Origin of the sequence: Rhizobium sp. Root149, assembly GCF_001427345.1 — a bacterium.
Classification (GTDB): domain Bacteria; phylum Pseudomonadota; class Alphaproteobacteria; order Rhizobiales; family Rhizobiaceae; genus Neorhizobium; species Neorhizobium rhizoryzae.
In genome coordinates, this window is sequence record NZ_LMGD01000022.1 from 230,946 (window position 1) to 248,973 (window position 18,028).

Below are 18,028 nucleotides of genomic sequence, written 5' to 3' on the forward strand. Positions count from 1 at the left end.
GATCAGGAAAACAGGATAGACGAAAGCTTGCGCCGGGCCGCAATCGTCGCCGGATCCTTGACACCCCAAGCTTCGAAAAATTCCAGCAACTGGCGGCGCGCGCCATCATCATCGAAGGCTCGGTCCTTGCGCATGATGTAGAACAGGTGCTCGGCGGCTTCGTTGCGATCACCTTGGACGTTGAGGATCTTCGCAAGCTTCATGCGCGATTCGTGATGATCCGGATTGAGTGACAGCTCATGCTCCAGCGCCCGCGGATCACCCAGCTTCCGGGCTTCGGAAATCTGGTTGAGCTTCAGTGAAACGGCCTGTACCTCCGGCTGCTTGGAAATGTCTTCCGGCAGCGAATCCAGCATCTGCTGCGCCCGTTCCGTCTGGCCAAGGTTGAGAAGGCACTCGATCATGCCGGCAACTGCCTTGCCGTTTTCCGGATCCGCCTGCAGAACCGCCGCGTAAAGCTGGGCCGCACCATCCGTATCGCCCGAGGCGAGAAGCCCCTTCGCCTCTTCGAGGACGGATTCGATTTCTGCAGCCTCATCCGCGCCGGCGGGACCGCCGATCTTGTCGATGAACTGACGGATCTGGCTTTCGGGAATGGCACCCATGAAGCCATCCATCGGACGACCGTTCACGAAGGCGATGACCGCCGGGATGGACTGAATGCCCAACTGACCGGGAATGGACGGGTGATCATCGATGTTGAGCTTGACCAGCTTGACCCGGCCCTGTGCTTCGTTGACCACCTTCTCGAGCGCAGGCGCGAGCTGCTTGCAGGGACCGCACCAAGGCGCCCAGAAATCAACCAGCACTGGCTGACGACGAGATTCTTCCAGCACGTCCTTGGTGAAGCCTGCCGTCGTCGTGTCCTTGACGAAGCCGCCGGCCGCAGAACCGGCAGGCGTTGCCGCCGGGGAAGATCCAAAACTCATCGTTCCGGTCATCTGGCTGCCATAGCCATTGCTATACGGATTGTTCGGACCGCTCATGAATGTCTCCCCAGACGGTAAGTGTCATGCGACTTGTGCTTGAACAGATCGTATGTCAGTCCGCGACTTTCAAGACAAGCGGATCGTGACCCGTTGCCTTCAAGAAGGAAATGAGGTCGTCCCGCCCGATCGAGGTCGTCGCGTCATTGCGCAGAGGGTGGCCGTTGATGATGTCGTACTGCATCAAGCCCTCATCCAGCACGAACGTAACCTTGTTTTGCGTATCGTTGATGGCGCCGAACACGGTGACCGATCCCGGCACCACGCCCAGATATTCCAGCATCTTTTCCGGGCTGCCGAAGGACACGCGGCTGGAAGCGCCGATAATCTTGTGAATCTGCTTCAGATCCACCGTCGCACGCTCCTCCACGGTGACGACGAAGAACTGGTCCTTCTTGTCCTTCACGAACAGGTTCTTCGTATGACCTCCCGGAATCTCGTCCCTCAGACTTTCCGATTCGGCGACGGTGAAAACCGGCGGATGGTTCTTGGTGCTGTGCTGAATGCCAAGCTCATCCAGAAAGGCGAAAAGCTGTTCGGCGGTCTTGGGATGATCTGCGGTCGGGGAGGGCGTGGTCATGACAAATGCAATCCGAACTCATTCAAGGGTATCGTGGGCAGGAGGAACCTGCCGCTTTGCGCCGAACTATAGAACATCTCGTCCGCAACGCCATCAGCAGAAGCGTCATTCGACAGGCGCTATACCGGCAAAATAGCAGGAAGGAAGTTTACGATCTTCGAGAGCCGTCTCAGAGCGGCTAAACCTTGATTTGGTGACTTCATAAAAGCACCAACCAGATTGATGCGAAAAATACTTATTATTTTCAATTACTTAGAAGAAAAAAACAAAAAATCGCATGACGATGTCATTTCCCTGTTGCATTCAAAAAGCAGTTGGGCCATATAGCCCTCGTCGCCGCAAGGCAGCGACCAACGGCCTAGCGATCTACCCCAGGCTGTTGAATTGATGAGCGGGTGTAGCTCAGGGGTAGAGCACAACCTTGCCAAGGTTGGGGTCGAGGGTTCGAATCCCTTCGCCCGCTCCAATTCTCTCATAGCTTTCTAGATGATTGAATTGAACCTCCGCCTGAGCGGAGACTTTGCTATTTCCTCCAAACTGCTGAACCTGTAATCAACGTAAGCTCTCTTGTTACCCAAGATGACGGCTGCCGTTGAATGGCGGTTCATTTTGCCTTGAGGTTTTTCGTGCCGACCGGACTTGCCCATGCCGAGCTGATTGCCGTGCTTGCCGCCGTCACTGGTGATGAGCCGCGCGTGATGACGATTCGGTCTGGTGACGCCCTGCCTTCCGGTCCGTTTGAGCTTGCACATCGCAGCCTTCAGGCAGGACTTCGCGAATGGGTGGGCGACCAGACGGGCCACCCCGTTGGCTATCTCGAACAGCTCTATACCTTTGCAGACCGTGACCGCACCCAGGACACGGGTTACTCGCGCACCATATCCATCAGCTATCTGGGCCTTGTGCGGGAACAGGCAGCACCCGGTGCCGGAAAACCGGGCTGGCACGGCTGGTACGAGTATTTTCCATGGGAAGACCACCGCAAGGGCACGCCTGATTCCCTGCAAGCAATCGCGGAATACCTGCAACGCTGGGCGGAACGGGACCCCTCCCGCCGAGACCATCGCCGCCGCCGTATTGAATTTGCCTTCGGGCTGCATGGCGCCGCCTGGAACGAAGACCTGACGCTCCAACGCTACGAGCTGATGTATGAGGCGGGGCTGGTCGCCGAATCAGGCGGCGAAGAATTCGTTGCAACCGGCCGGTCCATGTTTGCCGATCATCGGCGCATTCTCGCCACCGGCATTGCCCGTCTACGTGCCAAGATCAAATACCGCCCCGTTGTCTTTGAACTCATGCCGGAAAGCTTCACGCTGCTGCAATTGCAGCGGACTGTGGAGGCGCTGGCGGGCCTGACCCTGCATAAACCCAACTTCCGCCGCCTGATTGATTCGCAGGATCTTATTGAGGAAACCGGTGACGTGACCAGCGAGACCGGTGGACGCCCCGCCAAGCTTTTCCGCTACCGCCATGCGGTGCTGGAGGAGCGTGCTTTTTCCGGCTCGAAACTTCCCATCTCCCGCAATTGACATAAACTCCAAATGAGAATATCTCTGCGCCCGCGATATACTCAAGTCGAGTATAAAGGAGGTCGCCATGAATTCTCCCGTTTCCGTTTCTGCGCTGTATGAGCGGGTCAGCCGGATCATGCCCAAGGCCGAATGGATGGCGCATGAGGCCGACGTTGCAGCCATCCTCGAATTGAAGCGCACGAAGAACGCGGTCATTCTGGCGCATAACTACCAGACCCCGGAAATCTTCCACGGCGTGGCTGATATCGTGGGCGACAGTCTGGCGCTGGCTCGCAAGGCCATGGACGTCGATGCCGACATAATCGTTCTGGCGGGCGTGCATTTCATGGCGGAAACCGCCAAGCTGCTGAACCCGTCGAAGACTGTTCTGATCCCGGATATGCGGGCTGGCTGTTCGCTGGCCGACTCCATCACGCCGGAAGATATCGCCCTTTTGCGGCAGGCGCATCCGGGCGTTCCCGTCGTGACCTACGTGAACACGTCAGCCGCCGTAAAAGCCGCTTCGGATATCTGCTGCACCTCCGGCAATGCCAAGGAAGTGGTGGAATCACTCGGCGTTCCAAAAGTCCTGATGCTGCCGGACGAATATCTGGCGCAAAACGTGGCCCGACAAACCCATGTGGAACTGATTGCCTGGAAGGGCCATTGCGAGGTTCACCAGCTTTTCACCCCGCAGGATATTCGCGATCTGCGTGAGGCGCATCCGGGCGTTATCGTGCTTGCCCACCCGGAATGCCCGCCGGACGTGGTACTAGAGGCCGACTTTGCCGGATCGACTGCCGTGATGTCCGATTATGTCGCCAAAGAGAAGCCGCCGCGCGTGGTGCTGCTGACTGAATGCTCGATGAGCGACAATGTGGCAGCCAACAATCCGGATGTGGAGTTCATCCGCCCCTGCAATCTCTGCCCGCACATGAAGCGCATTACGCTTGCCAATATTCGCGAGGCGCTGGAAACCGGCACGCATGAAGTAACCGTGGACCCCGCCGTCGCGGACAAGGCGCGCCTTGCTGTCGAACGCATGCTGGCCGTGAAATGAGCACGCCAAGCACGGCCCTGCCGGTTATCGTCGTTGGCAGCGGCATTGCAGGCCTGACGACAGCCTTGGCACTGGCACCGCGCAAGGTTCTGCTGATCACCAAGGCGGGTCTTGGGCAGCAGACCTCCAGCGCCTGGGCGCAGGGAGGCATTGCCGCAGCCGTCGGCCCCGATGACAGCGCGGAGCTTCATCTCTCCGATACGCTGGCCGCCGGTGACGGTCTGGTGGATGAAAACGCGGCGCGCTTCATTCTCGCCCGCGCTGCCGATGCCATCCACTGGCTGGAACGTCAGGGCGTGCAATTCGACCGAACGTCAGATGGCGAATTCTCGCTCGGGCTCGAAGCCGCCCATTGCCGCCGCCGCATTGTGCATGCCAGTGGCGATGCTTCCGGAGCTTCCGTCGTGAATGCCTTGATCCGACAGGTGCTGGATACGCCTTCGATCATTGTGATGGCGGGTGCGCAAGTGCAGCGTCTGCTGGTGGCGGAAGGCCGGGTTGTGGGCGTGGAAATTGCCGCTGGCGGTTCAACCGAAACGCTCCTCGGCAGCGCCGTGGTGCTGGCAACCGGCGGCATTGGCGGGCTTTACGAGGCAACGACGAATCCGACTGGTAATTTCGGCCAGGGCATTGCGCTTGCGGCGCGCGCCGGTGCCGCACTTGCCGATATGGAATTCGTGCAGTTCCACCCGACAGCGCTTGCCAGCCCACGCACGCCGCTTGCCCTCATCAGCGAGGCGGTGCGCGGCGAAGGTGCGCAACTGCGCAACGAACGGGGCGAGCGCTTCATGGCCGATGTGCCGGGGGCGGAACTTGCACCGCGCGATGTAGTGGCGCGCGCCATCAGCGCGGAAATTGCCCGTGGCGGGCGCGTGTTCCTTGATGCGCGACCAACCCTTGGAAACCGCTTCGCGGCCCGTTTTCCCAGTATCACCGCGCTCTGCCAGGATGCCGGCATCGATCCTGCCCGAGAGGCAATCCCCGTCCGCCCCGCTGTTCACTACCACATGGGCGGCGTGGCCACCGATCTTGCCGGACGAACCAGGGTGGAAGGTCTGTGGGCCGTGGGCGAAGTGGCGGCAACCGGCCTGCATGGCGCAAACCGGCTGGCCAGCAATTCGCTGCTAGAAGCAACGGTGATGGGGCTTGCAGCGGCAAAAGACATCGCCCGCACCACGCCGCATCCGGCACCGGCCTATCTGGAACCAGTCGAGCCCCGGCGCGTGGCTCCACCCGATGCGAGCCTTCGCGCATTGGTTTCCCGCAGTCTCGGCGTGCTGCGGCATGAGGCGGGGTTGAAGCAGGCGATCAACCAGCTCCGGCCACTGGCGCTGGAACAGGGTTCGGATGCGGCACTCGTGGCGCTTGCCATTGCCGCCTTCGCGCTTGAACGGCGGGAATCACGCGGCGCCCATGCGCGGACGGATTTTCCGCAAACCTCGTCGCAGCCAACGCGCCAGTTTCTGACCCTGCCCGAAATCATCGAACGCACACGGGCGGTGGAAAATGCACCGCTTTCCCTCACCGCCTGAGATAAGGTTATCCCATGCAGCTTGCCCCCCTGCCTCGGCCGGTATTTGAACCGGCTGTTCGTCTGGCGCTTCAGGAAGATCTGGGCGCTGCGGGTGACATTACCTCCGCCGCCGTCGTACCGGCAGGCCATCGCTCGCGGCTGGAATTTCGCGCCCGTCAGGCCGGGTGCCTTGCGGGCGTGGATGTGGCAGCGCTCGCCTTCGAACTCATCGACCCCACTATTCGCATGCTCAGCCATGTGAAGGACGGTGAGCGGCTGGAACCCGGCACGCTGATTGCGACCGTCGAAGGTTCATCCCATGCGCTTCTAACGGCGGAGCGCACGGCTCTGAACTTCATGGGGCATCTTTCCGGCGTGGCGAGCGTCACGCGCTCCATCGTGGATGCGATTTCCGGCACCAAGGCAAAGCTTGCCTGCACGCGCAAAACAACACCGGGCCTGCGGGCGCTGGAAAAATATGCGGTGCGGGCTGGCGGCGGCATCAACCACCGCTTCGCGCTCTATGATGCAATCCTAATCAAGGACAATCACATCGCCATTGCAGGCGGCGTGAGAGCTGCGATCCAGAGCGCCAAGGCCGCAGCAGGCCACATGGTGAAGATCGAGATCGAGGTGGATACGCTGGATCAACTGCGCGAGGTGCTGGAAGAAGGCGTCGATGCCGTGCTGCTCGACAATATGACGCCCCCGCAGCTTGCGCAAGCTGTGGCGCTCGTGGATGGCCGCGCACTCACCGAAGCCTCCGGCGGCATCACGCCCCACACCGCCCGCGCCATTGCCGAAAGCGGCGTCGATCTTCTCTCCGTCGGCTGGATCACCCACAGCGCCCCGACACTCGATATCGGACTGGATTGGGAAGCGAATGGGTGAGAAAACCCCGCAGGAAATAATGGTGCAGGAAGCGGATTCACCCATCAGGACGTTGAAGTCAGTTAGCCAGCTGGACTATTACGACCACCAGTCCATCCTATTGCCTTTCGCGATAACACCCCTTGAAGCCTGGAACATTGCGACAGGCGGACCAAAGCCGATCCTGCAACTGGCCTTCAAAATCAGGGATATGATTTCGTCCAGGTTCGGCGTGCAAAGGATCGGCGGCTTCTCGGGTTCGAAGGTCGAAACCGTTCAGGTGGGCGATCAGCTGGATTTCTTCCTTGTTGAGGATGTAACCCCCAATAGGCTGATTCTGACAGTCCGAGATCGCCATCTGGATGTCATGATCTGCCTGTTGGTCAAGGACTGCGTTCTCAGTGTCACGGCGTCAGTTGTCACACACAACGCATTCGGCAGAGCTTACATGTTGCCGGTGGGGCCAGCGCATAAGATCATCGTGAAGCGAGACCTCATGCATTTGGCCAAAGTGCTGACGCGCCGTTCTAACTCTGGGTGAGACGTCTCAAACGAACGATGCTTAGCGAAATCAGGATAGGAGATGGCATGAGCGATCTAATTGACGTCGCAAAGCATTGGAACGCGAATGCTCAACAATGGACACGCGACGTTCGGGCGGGCTTCGATGTTTATCGCGATCTCTTTACATTCCCCGCATTTCTGGAAGCCTTACCATCCATCGATGGCAAGGACGTCATTGATTTTGGATGCGGCGAAGGCACCAATACACGCGTTTTTGCTCAGCAGGGAGCACGCCTGACCGGCATCGATATCTCCAGCCAGATGATCGGACACGCCAGGCAAGCCGAGGAAGCGGATCCGCTGGATATCGGGTACCACATCGCCTCCTACAGCGATCATTGCGGTTTGCCTGACCAATCATTTGATGCCGTCGTGTCGACAATGGCTTTGATGGACGGACCGGACTTGGAGGGCGCCATGCGCGAAGCCTTCCGGTTGCTGCGTCCGAACGGCTTCCTGCACTTCAGCGTTCTGCACCCCTGCTTCATCACGCCGGGCCTTGGGTGGGAAAAGGACGCAGAAGGCCGAACGACGAGCCTTCGGGTGGCGCGATATTTTGACAAGACAAGTTTTTTGGAACGCTGGCGTTTCGGTGATCGCCCGAAAGATGAAGATGTGATGCCCTTCGCAATTCCACGGTTTCCGCGAACGATGAGCGACTACCTGAACGCAGTGGCCTCCACTGGCTTCGTCATCTCAAGGATCGACGAGCCGCGACCAACATCCAAGGCGTGTGAAGCAGTTCCCCGGTTTTCCAGATGGCGGGATCTCGGCGCATTTCTTCTGATCGTGACAGCAAGAAGACCTTGAATAGGGGACGTTCAGCACCCCTTGGTAATCCGCTACTTCTTCGCCTGATCGTGGTGCCATTTGATGGCGTAGAACATGCCAACACCAAGAACGAGGATCTTGAACGGAAAAAAGACGTAAGGGAACCAGTCCCAGACAGAAGCGGATTGCATACGCATATCTCTGCACTATTGAATATGCGGACCAGTATCCCGAAACATCAGCCTTCGACATTGGCCATGTTGACGCATGTCAAATCCAGGACGATGGGGGGAGCCTAGAAGCTCCCCGCCCTTTGCCCGATGTAACGCGATTGCGGGCGAATGAGGCGGCCGGTCTGTTCCTGCTCCAGCACATGGGCGGTCCAGCCTGCCATACGGCCAGCAGCAAACACATTGGTGAAGCTTTCACGCGGGAAGCCGACTGCTTCCAGCATCAGGGCCGTATAAAACTCCACATTGGTTTGCAGCGGGCGAAGCGGCTTCTTTTCCTTCAGAAGTTCCAGCGCAACCGCCTCCACCTTGCCCGCAAAACCGATGCGCTCTGATCCCTCCTTGAGCCTCGAGACGGCCGCCTTCAGGACATCAGCGCGTGGATCGCGCACGCGGTAGATGCGGTGCCCGAAGCCCATCAGCCTCTCGCCGCGCGCCAGCGCATCCGTCAGCCAGGGTCGGATGTTCTTCTCCGTGCCAATCGCGTCCAGCATATCGAGAACTGGACCCGGCGCGCCGCCATGCAGAGGCCCTTTCAGAGCACAGAGCCCGCCAACGACAGACGAGAACATTCCGGCCTTGGTGGAAGCAATGACCCGCGCCGTGAAGGTGGAAGCGTTCAGTCCGTGATCCGACACGGTGGCGAGATAGGTGTCGAGCGCTTTCACCTTGTCGCTCGTCGGTACTTCATTACGCAGGAGCTTGAGAAAATCTTCCGCATGGGAAAGGGACGCATCCGGCGCGATGGGCTTGAGGCCCGCCGCCTGACGTGCAATGGCGGCTGCAAACACCGGCACCGCGCCAACCGCCATGACATGATGCGGCATATTTTCCTCATCCGGCAGGGTGGAGAGCAGAAGGCGCAAACCCTCGACCGCATTGAGATGGGCGAGACCCGGCAGAAGCGGCTGCATGAGCGTGTGCGCCCTGAGGCGCGCCTTGCCGAGAGCCGCACTTATCTGTGCTGCATCCATCGGCTCCGGGGTCAGGTCGCGCCACAAGAGTTCCAGCACCTGCTCGAAAGACCAGTCGGCAAGCTGATGAAGGTGGAAGCCTCGGATGATGAGTTCACCAGCCTGCCCATCCACATGGCTGAGGCGGGTTTCCGCCGCCACCACATCATCCAGACCCGCAGCAACAGGTTGGCCTGCAAGGGTTTGTGCAACAGCGTTGATGGTCATCTCTCTACTCCTCAAACCAGATTAATTAGCTTGAGGATGTTGCAGTGCATCTATATGGTCAATCTTGATCAATATAATCAATGTCAGAATTATCTCACCATGACCGACAAGTTTATCACTGCCGATGCCGCCGCCGCCGAACTTGGCATCAGCCGCGCCACGCTTTATGCCTATGTGAGCCGCGGCCTGGTTCAAACGAGTGGAACAGGGGATGACCCGCGCCGCAGGCTCTACAGCGTGCATGACATTGAGGCTTTGAAGAAGCGCAAGAGCGTGGGCCGCAAACCCAAGGAAGCAGCAGCACAGGCGTTGGATTGGGGCCTGCCGGTGCTGACCTCGTCGATAACGCGGATTACCGATGGACATCTGGCCTATCGCGGGCAGGATGCGGCGGAACTGGCGGAAACCGCCACGCTGGAAGATGTGGCTCGCCTTCTCTGGCAGTGCGGTGAGTTCGATCCCTTCGAAGATGCCAAGGCGCAACCGAACGCCTGGGAACCAGAGCTTCTGGCGTTGACGCAATCACTTCCGCTGACGGAACGCTGCCAGACGCTGCTGCCGTTTCTGGATTCAGGCCGCGTGACCGCCTGGAAGCGGGATAACCGTCGCCTATGGCCCCGTGCGAGCGCCCTTTTGCGCGGCGTGGCGGCGGCGTCCGTCAATACCCAGGCAAGCATCGAACCTCTCCATCTGTTTCTTGCAGAACACTGGGGCGTAGATGATAAAGAGGCCGATCTGATACGGCGGGCGCTGGTTCTCCTGGCGGATCATGAGTTGAATGCCTCCGCCTTTGCCGTGCGCGTGGTGGCCTCAACGGGTGCTTCGTTGGGTGCCTGCCTTAATGCCGGACTTTCCGCCCTGAGCGGCCCCATGCATGGCGGCATGACCAGCCTCGTGGAACTGCTGTTCGATGAGCTGGAACGGGTGGGCAATGCGGAGCAGGTGGTGGAGGAACGGCTGCGACGAGGCGACAGCATCCCAGCCTTCCACCATCCGCTCTATCCGAACGGCGATCCGCGCGCGGCAGCCCTTCTGCCGCATCTTCCTGCCGATCCTTCGAGAGACGATCTTCTGCGGGTGATGCTGGAAACGGCAGGGCAGCTGCCCACATGTGATGTGGCGCTGGTCGCCTTGCGGCGCAGCCTCAGGCTTCCGCGCGGTTCCGCCCTTGCGCTTTTCGCCATTGCCAGAACGACGGGCTGGATTGCCCATGCGCTGGAGCAGCGGCAGGATGAAAAGCTTATTCGCCCCCGCGCTCGCTATGTCGGCCCGGAAATTTCGTAAGCACTGCGAAAAAAATCGCATCCGCTTCGGAATAAATTTCATGGCCGCTCCGTATATTGGGGCATGAGCGACAAGAGAAACCCGTTCGATGTTCTGAACCAGCTGGCAACGCTTCGGCGTTATGCCCGTTCGCTCGTTCGCAACGCGGACGATGCGGAAGATCTGGTGCATGACGCGCTGGTGCGCGCCTACGAAAAGAAATCCACTTTTCGCACCGGCGGCAACCTGCGCAACTGGCTGCTCTCCATCGTTCATAACACGCATATCGACAGGCTACGCCGTCAGCGTTCGACGGACAACCGGCACAATGCAGCAGCCGAGGTGGCGGAAACCGCGCATCATCCGGACCCGGATCAATCCATCCGGCTGAAGCAGTTGCGGGAAGCCTTCTTTGCTCTGCCGGAAGAGCAGCGCGATGCGCTGCATCTGGTGGCCATTGAAGGTCTTTCCTACCAGGAAGCCGCCAATGCGCTGTCCATTCCCGTCGGCACGCTGATGTCGCGCATTTCCCGCGCACGCCAGCGGCTGCGGGAATTCGAAGAAAGCGGCCGCAAGCCGCTGGATGCCAATCACTTGAGACTAATTGAAGGGGGCCGCGATGACACCCGTTGACCCGATCCAGAGTTCCGATCTCGAAGCCTATATCGACGACCAGCTGACAGCCAGCCGTCGGATCGAGGTGGAATCCTATTTGTCGGAAAACCCGGATGTGGCCGCGCGCGTCATGGCGGATCTGGCGATCCGTGGCGAACTTCGCCTGGCTTTGTCGAGCGGGCGTAACCATGGTCGGGCCGAAACGCGGGAGGCGGCACGCCGCCTTCAATCTGCCTTGTCGCGAGGTGCCTACCTGCGCACGTTTCAGCGAATGGCGGCAACGGTGGCGCTGGTGGCGGCAGGATGGATGCTGAGCCAGCATTACGGCCCGCTGACCATTTCCAAGGTAGAGGCCTCCACGCCTGCACCGGCCTTCGTGGAAGAGGCCATACGGGCGCATGATACGTCGATCTTACGGGAAAGCATGCCCTCCCAGGCAGGCTCGTCGCGCTACGATGCAGCGGAGATCCGCTCGGCAACCGCCATCGTGATCCCTCAGATCCCGAAGGAATGGAAGGTCAGCGACGTGCAGATCTTCCCGTCCGCCTTCGGTCCGAGCGTCGAGATGTCGCTGACGGATGAAGAAGAGAGAAAGCTTTCGCTCTTTGCCGTGCGTCCCGGCTTCTTTGCCGTGCAGCAGGTGGCGCAGGCCCGCGAAGGCGGCACGCAAGCCTCCTACTGGCAGATTGGCGAAGTAGCCTATGCGCTGGTTTCGGAGCGGCAGGATGCCTCGCGTCTTAGCCAGGAGGCGGAGCGCCTTGCCCGCTCTCTCTACTGAACATGAAGAACAACCCACAGGAGTAAGCCATGAATCCGCGTTTTGGATACAATCCGGCCATCCAGTCCCAGGCCGCCTTTGACGAGGGACTGCGCAAGCACATGCTGCGCGTTTACAACTATATGGGCCTCGGCCTCATCATCACCGGCATCGTTGCCTTCATCGTCGGCACGACGCCTGCCCTCTACGTGCCGATCTTCTCCAGCCCGCTGAAGTGGGTGGTGATGCTGGCCCCGCTCGCCTTCGTCTTCTTCTTCTCCTTCAAGCTCCAGACGATGTCAGCCTCTGCCGCACAAATGACCTTCTGGGCCTTCTGTGCCGTCATGGGCCTTTCGCTCGCTTCCGTGTTCCTCGTGTTCACCGGCGCCAGCATCGCACGCACCTTCTTCATCGCCGCCACCATGTTCGGCGCAACCAGCCTCTACGGCTATGTGACGAAGCGTGATTTGGCAAAGTTCGGTTCGTTCCTGATCATGGGCCTGATCGGTGTGATGATCGCCTCGATCGTCAACATCTTCCTCGGCTCCAGCGCGCTGCAGTTTGCTGTCTCCGTCATCGGCATCATCGTCTTCGTCGGCCTGACTGCTTGGGATACCCAGAACATCAAGGAGCAGTATGCCGAGAACTTCGACCAGGAAAGCCAGCAGAAGCTTGCCGTGTTCGGCGCTCTCTCGCTCTACCTGAACTTCGTCAACATCTTCCAGCTTCTGCTGAGCCTCACGGGTCAGCGCGAAGAGTAACCAGTCCAAACAACCTCAAGGAGGAACTCTACAATGGACTACAACGACCGCCAGGCGATCGAGGGTTTGTTCGGCAAGCTTTCCCATGTGGAAAGTCAGTCCGGACCACGCGATGCGGAAGCGGATGCCTTCATTCGTGATCGCATCGCCAGCCAACCCGGAGCACCCTATTTCATGGCGCAGACGATCGTTGTGCAGGAACAGGCGCTAGATCAGGCGCAGCGGCGGATCGAGGAGCTGGAATACCAGCTTTCGTCCCGCCCTGCCTCCGGCGGCGGCTTCTTCTCCAGCCTGTTCGGCAGTTCGCAGCCCGCACGCCCTGCACCGCAAGCATCAAATCAAGGCATGATGCCTGGTGGAATGCAGGCTGGCCCCCGCAACCCCGGCAACCCATGGGGCGGCCAGCAGCAGGGCTTTGGTCACGCGCAACCGGCCCGTGGCGGCGGCTTCCTCGCCGGTGCGGCACAGACAGCCATGGGCGTGGCTGGCGGTGTGCTTCTGGGTAACGCCATTGCAGGCATGATTGGCGGCGACGAGGCGCAGGCAGCCGAAACTCCCGCCGAGGAACCGGCAGATGATGCAGGCATGGAAGAAGACATGCAGTTCTGATTTCTATCCCTCTTGATAGACGGACTTGAACTTGCCCGGACTGAAAGGTCCGGGCATTTTTATAGCGTGAAACTGCTCAACCTTTGACCCAGCATCGTGAGCCCGTCCACATCGGCATTGGCAAAGGCAAACCGCAGATACTGCTCCTGACCGGGCCCGAAATAGCTGCCTGGAATGCAAGAAACGCCGGCCTTTTTGGCCAGTGCTTCCGCCACCTCTGCCGAACCGACGCCTTCGAAAGGGTGCCGCACGAAGGCAAAATAGGCCCCCAAGGCATCGAGCTTCCAGTCCGAAACGCTGTGCATGACGTCGGACAGAGCCTTTGCGCGTCGTAGAATTTCCTGTCTGTTCTCCTCCCGCCAATCGGCAAGAAGCGGCAACGCGGTAGCCACGGCAGCCTGACCCGCGCGCGGCGCACAGATCTGCAGATTATCCATGACCTTCGCCACCTGTGCGATGAAAGCGGGACCAGCCGTGATGGCACCGAGCCGATGGCCGGGAATACAGAAGCTCTTTGAGAAACTGTAGACCGAGACGATCGAACTCTCCCAGTCCGGACGTGAGAAAAGCGCATGCGGCGGCGCACCCTCGGTGGCCAGAAAATCCCGATAGGTCTCGTCCAGGATCAGCCAGACACCGCGCGATCGGCAAAGCTCGGCGATCTCCGCCAGAAGCGCGGGAGGATAAACCGCACCCGTCGGATTGTTCGGTGAAACCAGTGCCAGCGCCTTCACGCCAGACCCTATCTGCGCCTCGATATCCGCCGCCGTTGGGAGGAAGCCGTTCTCCGCCCGGCACTCGACAAGCTTGGTTGCGATCCCCAGCATGGCAAGCGTGGTCTGGTGGTTGAAATAGTAGGGATTGGTCATCAAGACGGTATCGCCTGCACCCGCAACAGCCATGATTGCGCAGATGAAGGCCTGGTTGCAGCCGGAGGTGATGTGGACATGTCCCGACGCGAGAGACGCCCCGTAAACCTCGCTGACATGCGTAGCGTAAGCCTCCCGCAAAATACCATCGCCCTCGATGGGGCCGTAGCCGGTCGAGGCGCGCGAGGATGCCGCTTCGCCCAGGAGATGAAGCATTTTCGGGTGCGGAGGATAGCCCGGTACCGCCTGCGACAGGTCAATCAGTGGACCTTTTGCACCATCATAGGCCCGCGCCCAGGCTTGCACAGAGGGTACTGGCGGAGGTGAAATCTGTTCGATCAAAGGGTTGAAGGCGGGCACGGATGACATGGGGTTCGGCAATCTCATTTCAGACTCTCTGGCCAGCATCAGCATGGCTCAACGCCAAAAAGTCAATTGATTTAGAATGTCTTTTCGTTCGATATTGCTGAAAGCGAAGGCAGGATAGTCCGTCGCCCATTTTTACAGCAGCAATCGGGATTGTGGTCATGGCCTGGAATGATGAGAAACTGGCGGCACTGCGGGCAAAGTATGGAGAAGGCGGCGAGATCTTCGATCCGGCCTTTGCCAAGGTCGGCACCAAGGTCTTCAAGAACGGAACGCGGGCCGCTCCCTATGCCGGCATCCCCACTCTCCTCTATGCGCCACACCTTGCCGTCGCAGCCGACAACCCGGATTTTCAGGATCTTCAGGTCGCCCTGATCGGCGTCCCGATGGATCTTGGCGTCACCAATCGTCCCGGCTCACGCTTTGGGCCACGCGCGCTCCGCTCAATCGACCGCATCGGCCCCTATAACCACGTGCTTGGCTGTACACCGGTGCACGAGTTACGAGTTGCTGATATCGGAGACGTTCCCTTCCGCAGCCGATACCGGCTCGAGATGAGCCACGAGGACATCGAAAAACGCTTCAACCAGATCGTCGATGCGGGTGTGGTGCCGCTCGCGGTTGGAGGCGATCACTCTATTACCCATTCCATTCTCAAGGCAGTCGGCAAGAACAGGCCAGTAGGCTTGATCCATATCGATGCGCACTGCGATACTGGCGGCTCTTTCGACCAGACGAAATTCCATCATGGCGGGCCGTTCCGCAATGCCGTTCTGGATGGCGTGCTGGATCCAACCCGAACGATACAGATCGGCATTCGCGGTTCATCGGAATATCTCTGGGAGTTTTCCTACGAGAGCGGGATGACGGTCATTCATGCCGAAGAGGTGACCGGGCTCGGGCTTCCCGCCATCATCGAAAAGGCGCGCGCCATCGTCGGCGACGGCCCGACCTACATCTCCTTCGATATCGATAGCCTTGATCCGGCTTTCGCACCTGGTACAGGGACGCCGGAAGTGGGAGGCCTGACGACGCGCGAAGTTCTGGAACTGCTGCGCGGCCTGAAGGGCATCAACCTTGTCGGCGGCGACGTGGTGGAAGTGGCGCCCGAATATGACGCCACCCATAACACCGCCCATGCGGGAGCACAGGTTCTGTTCGAACTGCTGAGCCTGATGGCCTTCAGCCCGGCATTGAAAACCTGAAAGGGAAGCTGGCCGTTGACCGAAACGGCCAGCTTGATCCTCAATCAGCTCTTGGAGAAGACGTAATCGGTTTCCTGGCGAAGCACTTCGCCAGGGCGCAGCACCGCGTTCGGGAAGCCCGGGTGATTGATGGCATCCGGCCAGATCTGCGTTTCCAGGCAGAGCCCCGCATAAGGACCGTAGAGCTTGCCGGAGAGACCGGGAACGGTCGGCTTCAGCTTGAAGCCGCCATAGAGCTGAACCCCCGGCTCCGTGGTGCGGACTTCCAGAGAAACGCCGGAATTGACGCTGCGCACCAGCGCAATAGACCGCTTCTCCACACGTTCGTTGGAGAGGCAGTAATTGTGGTCGAAATCCACCTGCGCGCCGTTTTCATCCGTGCGGCGCAATGAACCAAGCTGTCGCAGATCCATAGGGGTTCCTGCCACCGGCACCTGCTTGCCTGTCGGCACCTGATGTTCGTCGAGCTCCAGATAATGATCGGCGGCAATCATGATGTCGTGGCCCAGCGTATCGTCCCGGCCATCGAGGTTGAAATAGGTGTGCTGGCAGATATTGGCGAGCGTCGGCGCATCCGTCACGCTCTCATAGACGACGTTCAGAACGCCCTCATCTTTGAGCTCATAGGTTGCCGTCACCGTGCAATTGCCCGGATAACCGCCGCGGCCATCGGGATCGGTGACCTGCAGGATGACCTTGTTTTCCGCATGCGCAATGATCGTCCAGTTGGTCTTGCCCAGCCCATCGCTGCCGCCATGCAGGTGCGTATTGCCGTTCTGGTTCAGATCCAGCTGATAATGCCTGCCATCCAGCGTGAACTGGCCTTTGCCGATGCGATTGGCAACGCGCCCCGGTGTCGCACCAAAATAGGAGGAATAGTTCGGATAATCATCGAAATTGTCGAAGCCCAGCACCAGAGGTGCATCGTGTCCTTCAAGGCGCAGATCCTGAATGACAGCACCCCAGGTGATGACATGGGCGGTCAGCCCGCCGCCGGAAATCTTCACCCGGTAAACCGTTTCGCCCTTGGGAGTGGTGCCGAAGATTTCGCCCTGCGTCGTCATCATTATCGTCCTTTCGAATTTGCGCGGCAAACTGCGCCAAAATCCTGCGCTTCGCAATCCTTGAAATATATCAGCGGGCGAGTTGCCGCGTGGCCTGCTCCAGCCCCTGCAAGGTCAGCGGAAACATGCAGTCATTCAGCAGCTGACGCATGATGACAAGCGATTGCGTGTAGTCCCAATGCCCCTGCGGCACCGGATTGATCCAGGCGACACGATGAAAATGCCCGGTCATTCGGGCGATCCACGCCGCCCCCGGCTCCTTGTTCCAGTGCTCGACGGAACCCCCTGCATGGGTAATCTCATAGGGGCTCATGGTGGCATCACCAACGAAGATGACCTTATAGTCCGGGCCATAGCTGCGCAGGATATCGGTGACCGGCAGACGCTCGGACCGGCGGCGATTATCGCGCCACACGCTCTCGTAAAGGCAGTTGTGAAAGTAGAAATGCTCCAGATGCCGAAACTCGGCGCGGGCCGCAGAAAACAGTTCCTCGACCACCATGACATGATCGTCCATCGAGCCGCCGACATCGAAGAACATCAGCAGCTTCACAGCGTTGCGCCGCTCCGGCCGCGTCTGCACATCCAGATAGCCGTGTTCAGCGGTAGAGCGAATGGTGCCGGCAAGATCCAGCTCGTCCGCAGCCCCTTCCCGCACCCAGCGGCGCAGGCGCTTCAAAGCGATCTTGATGTTGCGGGTGCCGATTTCGCGGCTATCGTCGAAGTCGCGGAACTCGCGTTTGTCCCACATCTTCACCGCCTTGCGATGACGGGAGCCTTCCTGGCCGATCCGAACGCCTTCCGGATTATAGCCATAAGCGCCGAAGGGTGAGGTTCCGGCGGTGCCGATCCATTTCGAGCCGCCCTGATGGCGGCCCTTCTGCTCTTCCAGCCGTTTCTTAAGCGTTTCCATTAGCTTGTCGAAGCCACCGAGGGATTCGACAAGCGCCTTCTCTTCCGGCGTCAGATGCTTCTCGGCCAGCTTGCGAAGCCAGTCTTCCGGCAGGGTTTCGACATCGACGCCATCTGCACCTGCGATAGCCGTCAGACCCCGAAAATGCTGAGAGAACACCTGATCGAAACGGTCGATGAACCGCTCATCCTTCACCAGCGCCGCACGCGCAAGGAAATAGAAGGCTTCGACATCAAAATCCGCAAGCCCTGCTTCCATTCCTCCCAGCAGATCCAGGAATTCCCGGAGTGTAACCGGGACTTTCGCTTGTCTAAGCTTCAGGAAGAAGGGAATGAGCATG

18 protein-coding genes and 1 tRNA gene are annotated in these 18,028 nt (G+C 59.6%); 13 read left to right on the forward strand and 6 right to left on the reverse strand.

Going from position 1 to position 18,028, the window contains the following annotated elements; all coding sequences use genetic code 11:
• Positions 1-2: 2 nt before the first annotated feature.
• Complete coding sequence (gene trxA, locus ASD54_RS19360) at positions 3-986, reverse strand: thioredoxin (protein ID WP_062556187.1); 984 nt, start codon at positions 984-986, stop codon at positions 3-5.
• Between the two features lie 55 nt (positions 987-1,041).
• A complete protein-coding gene (locus ASD54_RS19365; protein ID WP_062556188.1) occupies positions 1,042-1,566 on the reverse strand; it encodes a prolyl-tRNA synthetase associated domain-containing protein in 525 nt (174 codons plus the stop codon).
• Between the two features lie 391 nt (positions 1,567-1,957).
• Between ASD54_RS19365 and ASD54_RS19370 the strand changes: the two genes are divergently transcribed.
• The 7 genes from ASD54_RS19370 to ASD54_RS19400 all read left to right on the forward strand — a co-directional run bounded on the left by ASD54_RS19370 (position 1,958) and on the right by ASD54_RS19400 (position 7,894).
• Positions 1,958-2,032: transfer RNA gene (locus tag ASD54_RS19370), tRNA-Gly, on the forward strand.
• A gap of 130 nt (positions 2,033-2,162) precedes the next feature.
• Complete coding sequence (locus ASD54_RS19375) at positions 2,163-3,095, forward strand: hypothetical protein (RefSeq protein ID WP_062556189.1); 933 nt, start codon at positions 2,163-2,165, stop codon at positions 3,093-3,095.
• Between the two features lie 67 nt (positions 3,096-3,162).
• Positions 3,163-4,137 carry a quinolinate synthase NadA gene (gene nadA, locus ASD54_RS19380; protein ID WP_062556190.1) on the forward strand — a complete coding sequence of 325 codons (975 nt, stop codon included), beginning with the start codon at positions 3,163-3,165 and terminating at the stop codon, positions 4,135-4,137.
• Positions 4,134-5,669 (forward strand): L-aspartate oxidase, encoded by a 1,536-nt coding sequence (locus ASD54_RS19385; RefSeq protein WP_062556191.1) that lies wholly within the window; start codon positions 4,134-4,136, stop codon positions 5,667-5,669. Before nadA ends, ASD54_RS19385 begins: the two co-directional genes overlap by 4 nt.
• 14 nt (positions 5,670-5,683) lie before the next feature.
• Positions 5,684-6,541, forward strand: coding sequence for a carboxylating nicotinate-nucleotide diphosphorylase (nadC, locus tag ASD54_RS19390; RefSeq protein WP_062556192.1), 858 nt, complete (start codon positions 5,684-5,686; stop codon positions 6,539-6,541).
• Positions 6,534-7,061, forward strand: a complete 528-nt coding sequence (locus tag ASD54_RS19395; protein ID WP_244484799.1) for a DUF2867 domain-containing protein — start codon at positions 6,534-6,536, stop codon at positions 7,059-7,061. The genes nadC and ASD54_RS19395 overlap by 8 nt, the downstream gene beginning before the upstream one ends.
• A 47-nt stretch (positions 7,062-7,108) precedes the next feature.
• Complete coding sequence (locus tag ASD54_RS19400) at positions 7,109-7,894, forward strand: class I SAM-dependent methyltransferase (RefSeq protein ID WP_062556193.1); 786 nt, start codon at positions 7,109-7,111, stop codon at positions 7,892-7,894.
• Positions 7,895-8,150: 256 nt separating this feature from the next.
• Here ASD54_RS19400 and ASD54_RS19405 read toward each other — a convergent pair whose 3' ends face one another.
• Positions 8,151-9,266 (reverse strand): citrate synthase/methylcitrate synthase, encoded by a 1,116-nt coding sequence (locus tag ASD54_RS19405; protein ID WP_062556194.1) that lies wholly within the window; start codon positions 9,264-9,266, stop codon positions 8,151-8,153.
• A gap of 99 nt (positions 9,267-9,365) precedes the next feature.
• Here ASD54_RS19405 and ASD54_RS19410 point away from each other — a divergent pair, with 99 nt between their 5' ends.
• From ASD54_RS19410 to ASD54_RS19430, 5 genes are all read left to right on the forward strand, one after another.
• Entirely contained in the window at positions 9,366-10,550 is a 1,185-nt protein-coding gene (locus ASD54_RS19410; protein WP_082547292.1) for a citrate synthase family protein, read from the forward strand.
• Between the two features lie 63 nt (positions 10,551-10,613).
• On the forward strand, positions 10,614-11,162 hold the full coding sequence (locus ASD54_RS19415; RefSeq protein WP_062556196.1) for a sigma-70 family RNA polymerase sigma factor: 549 nt from the start codon (positions 10,614-10,616) through the stop codon (positions 11,160-11,162).
• The gene (locus ASD54_RS19420) at positions 11,149-11,922 is read left to right on the forward strand and encodes an anti-sigma factor (RefSeq protein WP_062556197.1); all 774 of its coding nucleotides are present in this window, start codon (positions 11,149-11,151) and stop codon (positions 11,920-11,922) included. Before ASD54_RS19415 ends, ASD54_RS19420 begins: the two co-directional genes overlap by 14 nt.
• Before the next feature lie 29 nt (positions 11,923-11,951).
• Positions 11,952-12,662, forward strand: coding sequence for a Bax inhibitor-1/YccA family protein (locus tag ASD54_RS19425; protein WP_062556198.1), 711 nt, complete (start codon positions 11,952-11,954; stop codon positions 12,660-12,662).
• 33 nt (positions 12,663-12,695) lie between these two features.
• Entirely contained in the window at positions 12,696-13,271 is a 576-nt protein-coding gene (locus ASD54_RS19430; protein WP_062556199.1) for a DUF2076 domain-containing protein, read from the forward strand.
• 59 nt (positions 13,272-13,330) lie between these two features.
• Here the strand turns inward: ASD54_RS19430 and ASD54_RS19435 are convergent, their stop codons facing one another.
• A complete protein-coding gene (locus ASD54_RS19435) occupies positions 13,331-14,527 on the reverse strand; it encodes an aminotransferase (RefSeq protein WP_244484800.1) in 1,197 nt (398 codons plus the stop codon).
• A gap of 140 nt (positions 14,528-14,667) precedes the next feature.
• On the opposite strand from ASD54_RS19435, the gene speB reads away from it, so the two are divergent.
• Positions 14,668-15,711: an agmatinase gene (gene speB, locus ASD54_RS19440; RefSeq protein WP_062556201.1), complete on the forward strand. Its 1,044-nt coding sequence runs from the start codon at positions 14,668-14,670 to the stop codon at positions 15,709-15,711.
• Positions 15,712-15,755: 44 nt separating this feature from the next.
• Here speB and ASD54_RS19445 read toward each other — a convergent pair whose 3' ends face one another.
• Positions 15,756-16,775: an aldose epimerase family protein gene (locus ASD54_RS19445; RefSeq protein ID WP_062556303.1), complete on the reverse strand. Its 1,020-nt coding sequence runs from the start codon at positions 16,773-16,775 to the stop codon at positions 15,756-15,758.
• A 70-nt stretch (positions 16,776-16,845) separates the two neighbouring features.
• Positions 16,846-18,027, reverse strand: a complete 1,182-nt coding sequence (locus tag ASD54_RS19450; protein ID WP_062556202.1) for a VWA domain-containing protein — start codon at positions 18,025-18,027, stop codon at positions 16,846-16,848.
• Position 18,028 lies beyond the last annotated feature (1 nt).

Excerpts from the sequence above, each read along its gene's own strand:
- speB (WP_062556201.1), top strand. The coding sequence starts at position 14,668 with ATGGCCTGGAATGATGAGAAACTGGCGGCACTGCGGGCAAAGTATGGA.
- ASD54_RS19365 (WP_062556188.1), bottom strand. The coding sequence starts at position 1,566 with ATGACCACGCCCTCCCCGACCGCAGATCATCCCAAGACCGCCGAACAG.
- ASD54_RS19425 (WP_062556198.1), top strand. The coding sequence starts at position 11,952 with ATGAATCCGCGTTTTGGATACAATCCGGCCATCCAGTCCCAGGCCGCC.
- ASD54_RS19430 (WP_062556199.1), top strand. The coding sequence starts at position 12,696 with ATGGACTACAACGACCGCCAGGCGATCGAGGGTTTGTTCGGCAAGCTT.
- ASD54_RS19445 (WP_062556303.1), bottom strand. The coding sequence starts at position 16,775 with ATGACGACGCAGGGCGAAATCTTCGGCACCACTCCCAAGGGCGAAACG.
- ASD54_RS19410 (WP_082547292.1), top strand. The coding sequence starts at position 9,366 with ATGACCGACAAGTTTATCACTGCCGATGCCGCCGCCGCCGAACTTGGC.
- ASD54_RS19435 (WP_244484800.1), bottom strand. The coding sequence starts at position 14,527 with ATGAGATTGCCGAACCCCATGTCATCCGTGCCCGCCTTCAACCCTTTG.
- ASD54_RS19420 (WP_062556197.1), top strand. The coding sequence starts at position 11,149 with ATGACACCCGTTGACCCGATCCAGAGTTCCGATCTCGAAGCCTATATC.
- ASD54_RS19450 (WP_062556202.1), bottom strand. The coding sequence starts at position 18,027 with ATGCTCATTCCCTTCTTCCTGAAGCTTAGACAAGCGAAAGTCCCGGTT.
- ASD54_RS19395 (WP_244484799.1), top strand. The coding sequence starts at position 6,534 with ATGGGTGAGAAAACCCCGCAGGAAATAATGGTGCAGGAAGCGGATTCA.
- ASD54_RS19405 (WP_062556194.1), bottom strand. The coding sequence starts at position 9,266 with ATGACCATCAACGCTGTTGCACAAACCCTTGCAGGCCAACCTGTTGCT.
- ASD54_RS19375 (WP_062556189.1), top strand. The coding sequence starts at position 2,163 with ATGGCGGTTCATTTTGCCTTGAGGTTTTTCGTGCCGACCGGACTTGCC.
- ASD54_RS19415 (WP_062556196.1), top strand. The coding sequence starts at position 10,614 with ATGAGCGACAAGAGAAACCCGTTCGATGTTCTGAACCAGCTGGCAACG.
- nadA (WP_062556190.1), top strand. The coding sequence starts at position 3,163 with ATGAATTCTCCCGTTTCCGTTTCTGCGCTGTATGAGCGGGTCAGCCGG.
- ASD54_RS19385 (WP_062556191.1), top strand. The coding sequence starts at position 4,134 with ATGAGCACGCCAAGCACGGCCCTGCCGGTTATCGTCGTTGGCAGCGGC.
- nadC (WP_062556192.1), top strand. The coding sequence starts at position 5,684 with ATGCAGCTTGCCCCCCTGCCTCGGCCGGTATTTGAACCGGCTGTTCGT.
- trxA (WP_062556187.1), bottom strand. The coding sequence starts at position 986 with ATGAGCGGTCCGAACAATCCGTATAGCAATGGCTATGGCAGCCAGATG.
- ASD54_RS19400 (WP_062556193.1), top strand. The coding sequence starts at position 7,109 with ATGAGCGATCTAATTGACGTCGCAAAGCATTGGAACGCGAATGCTCAA.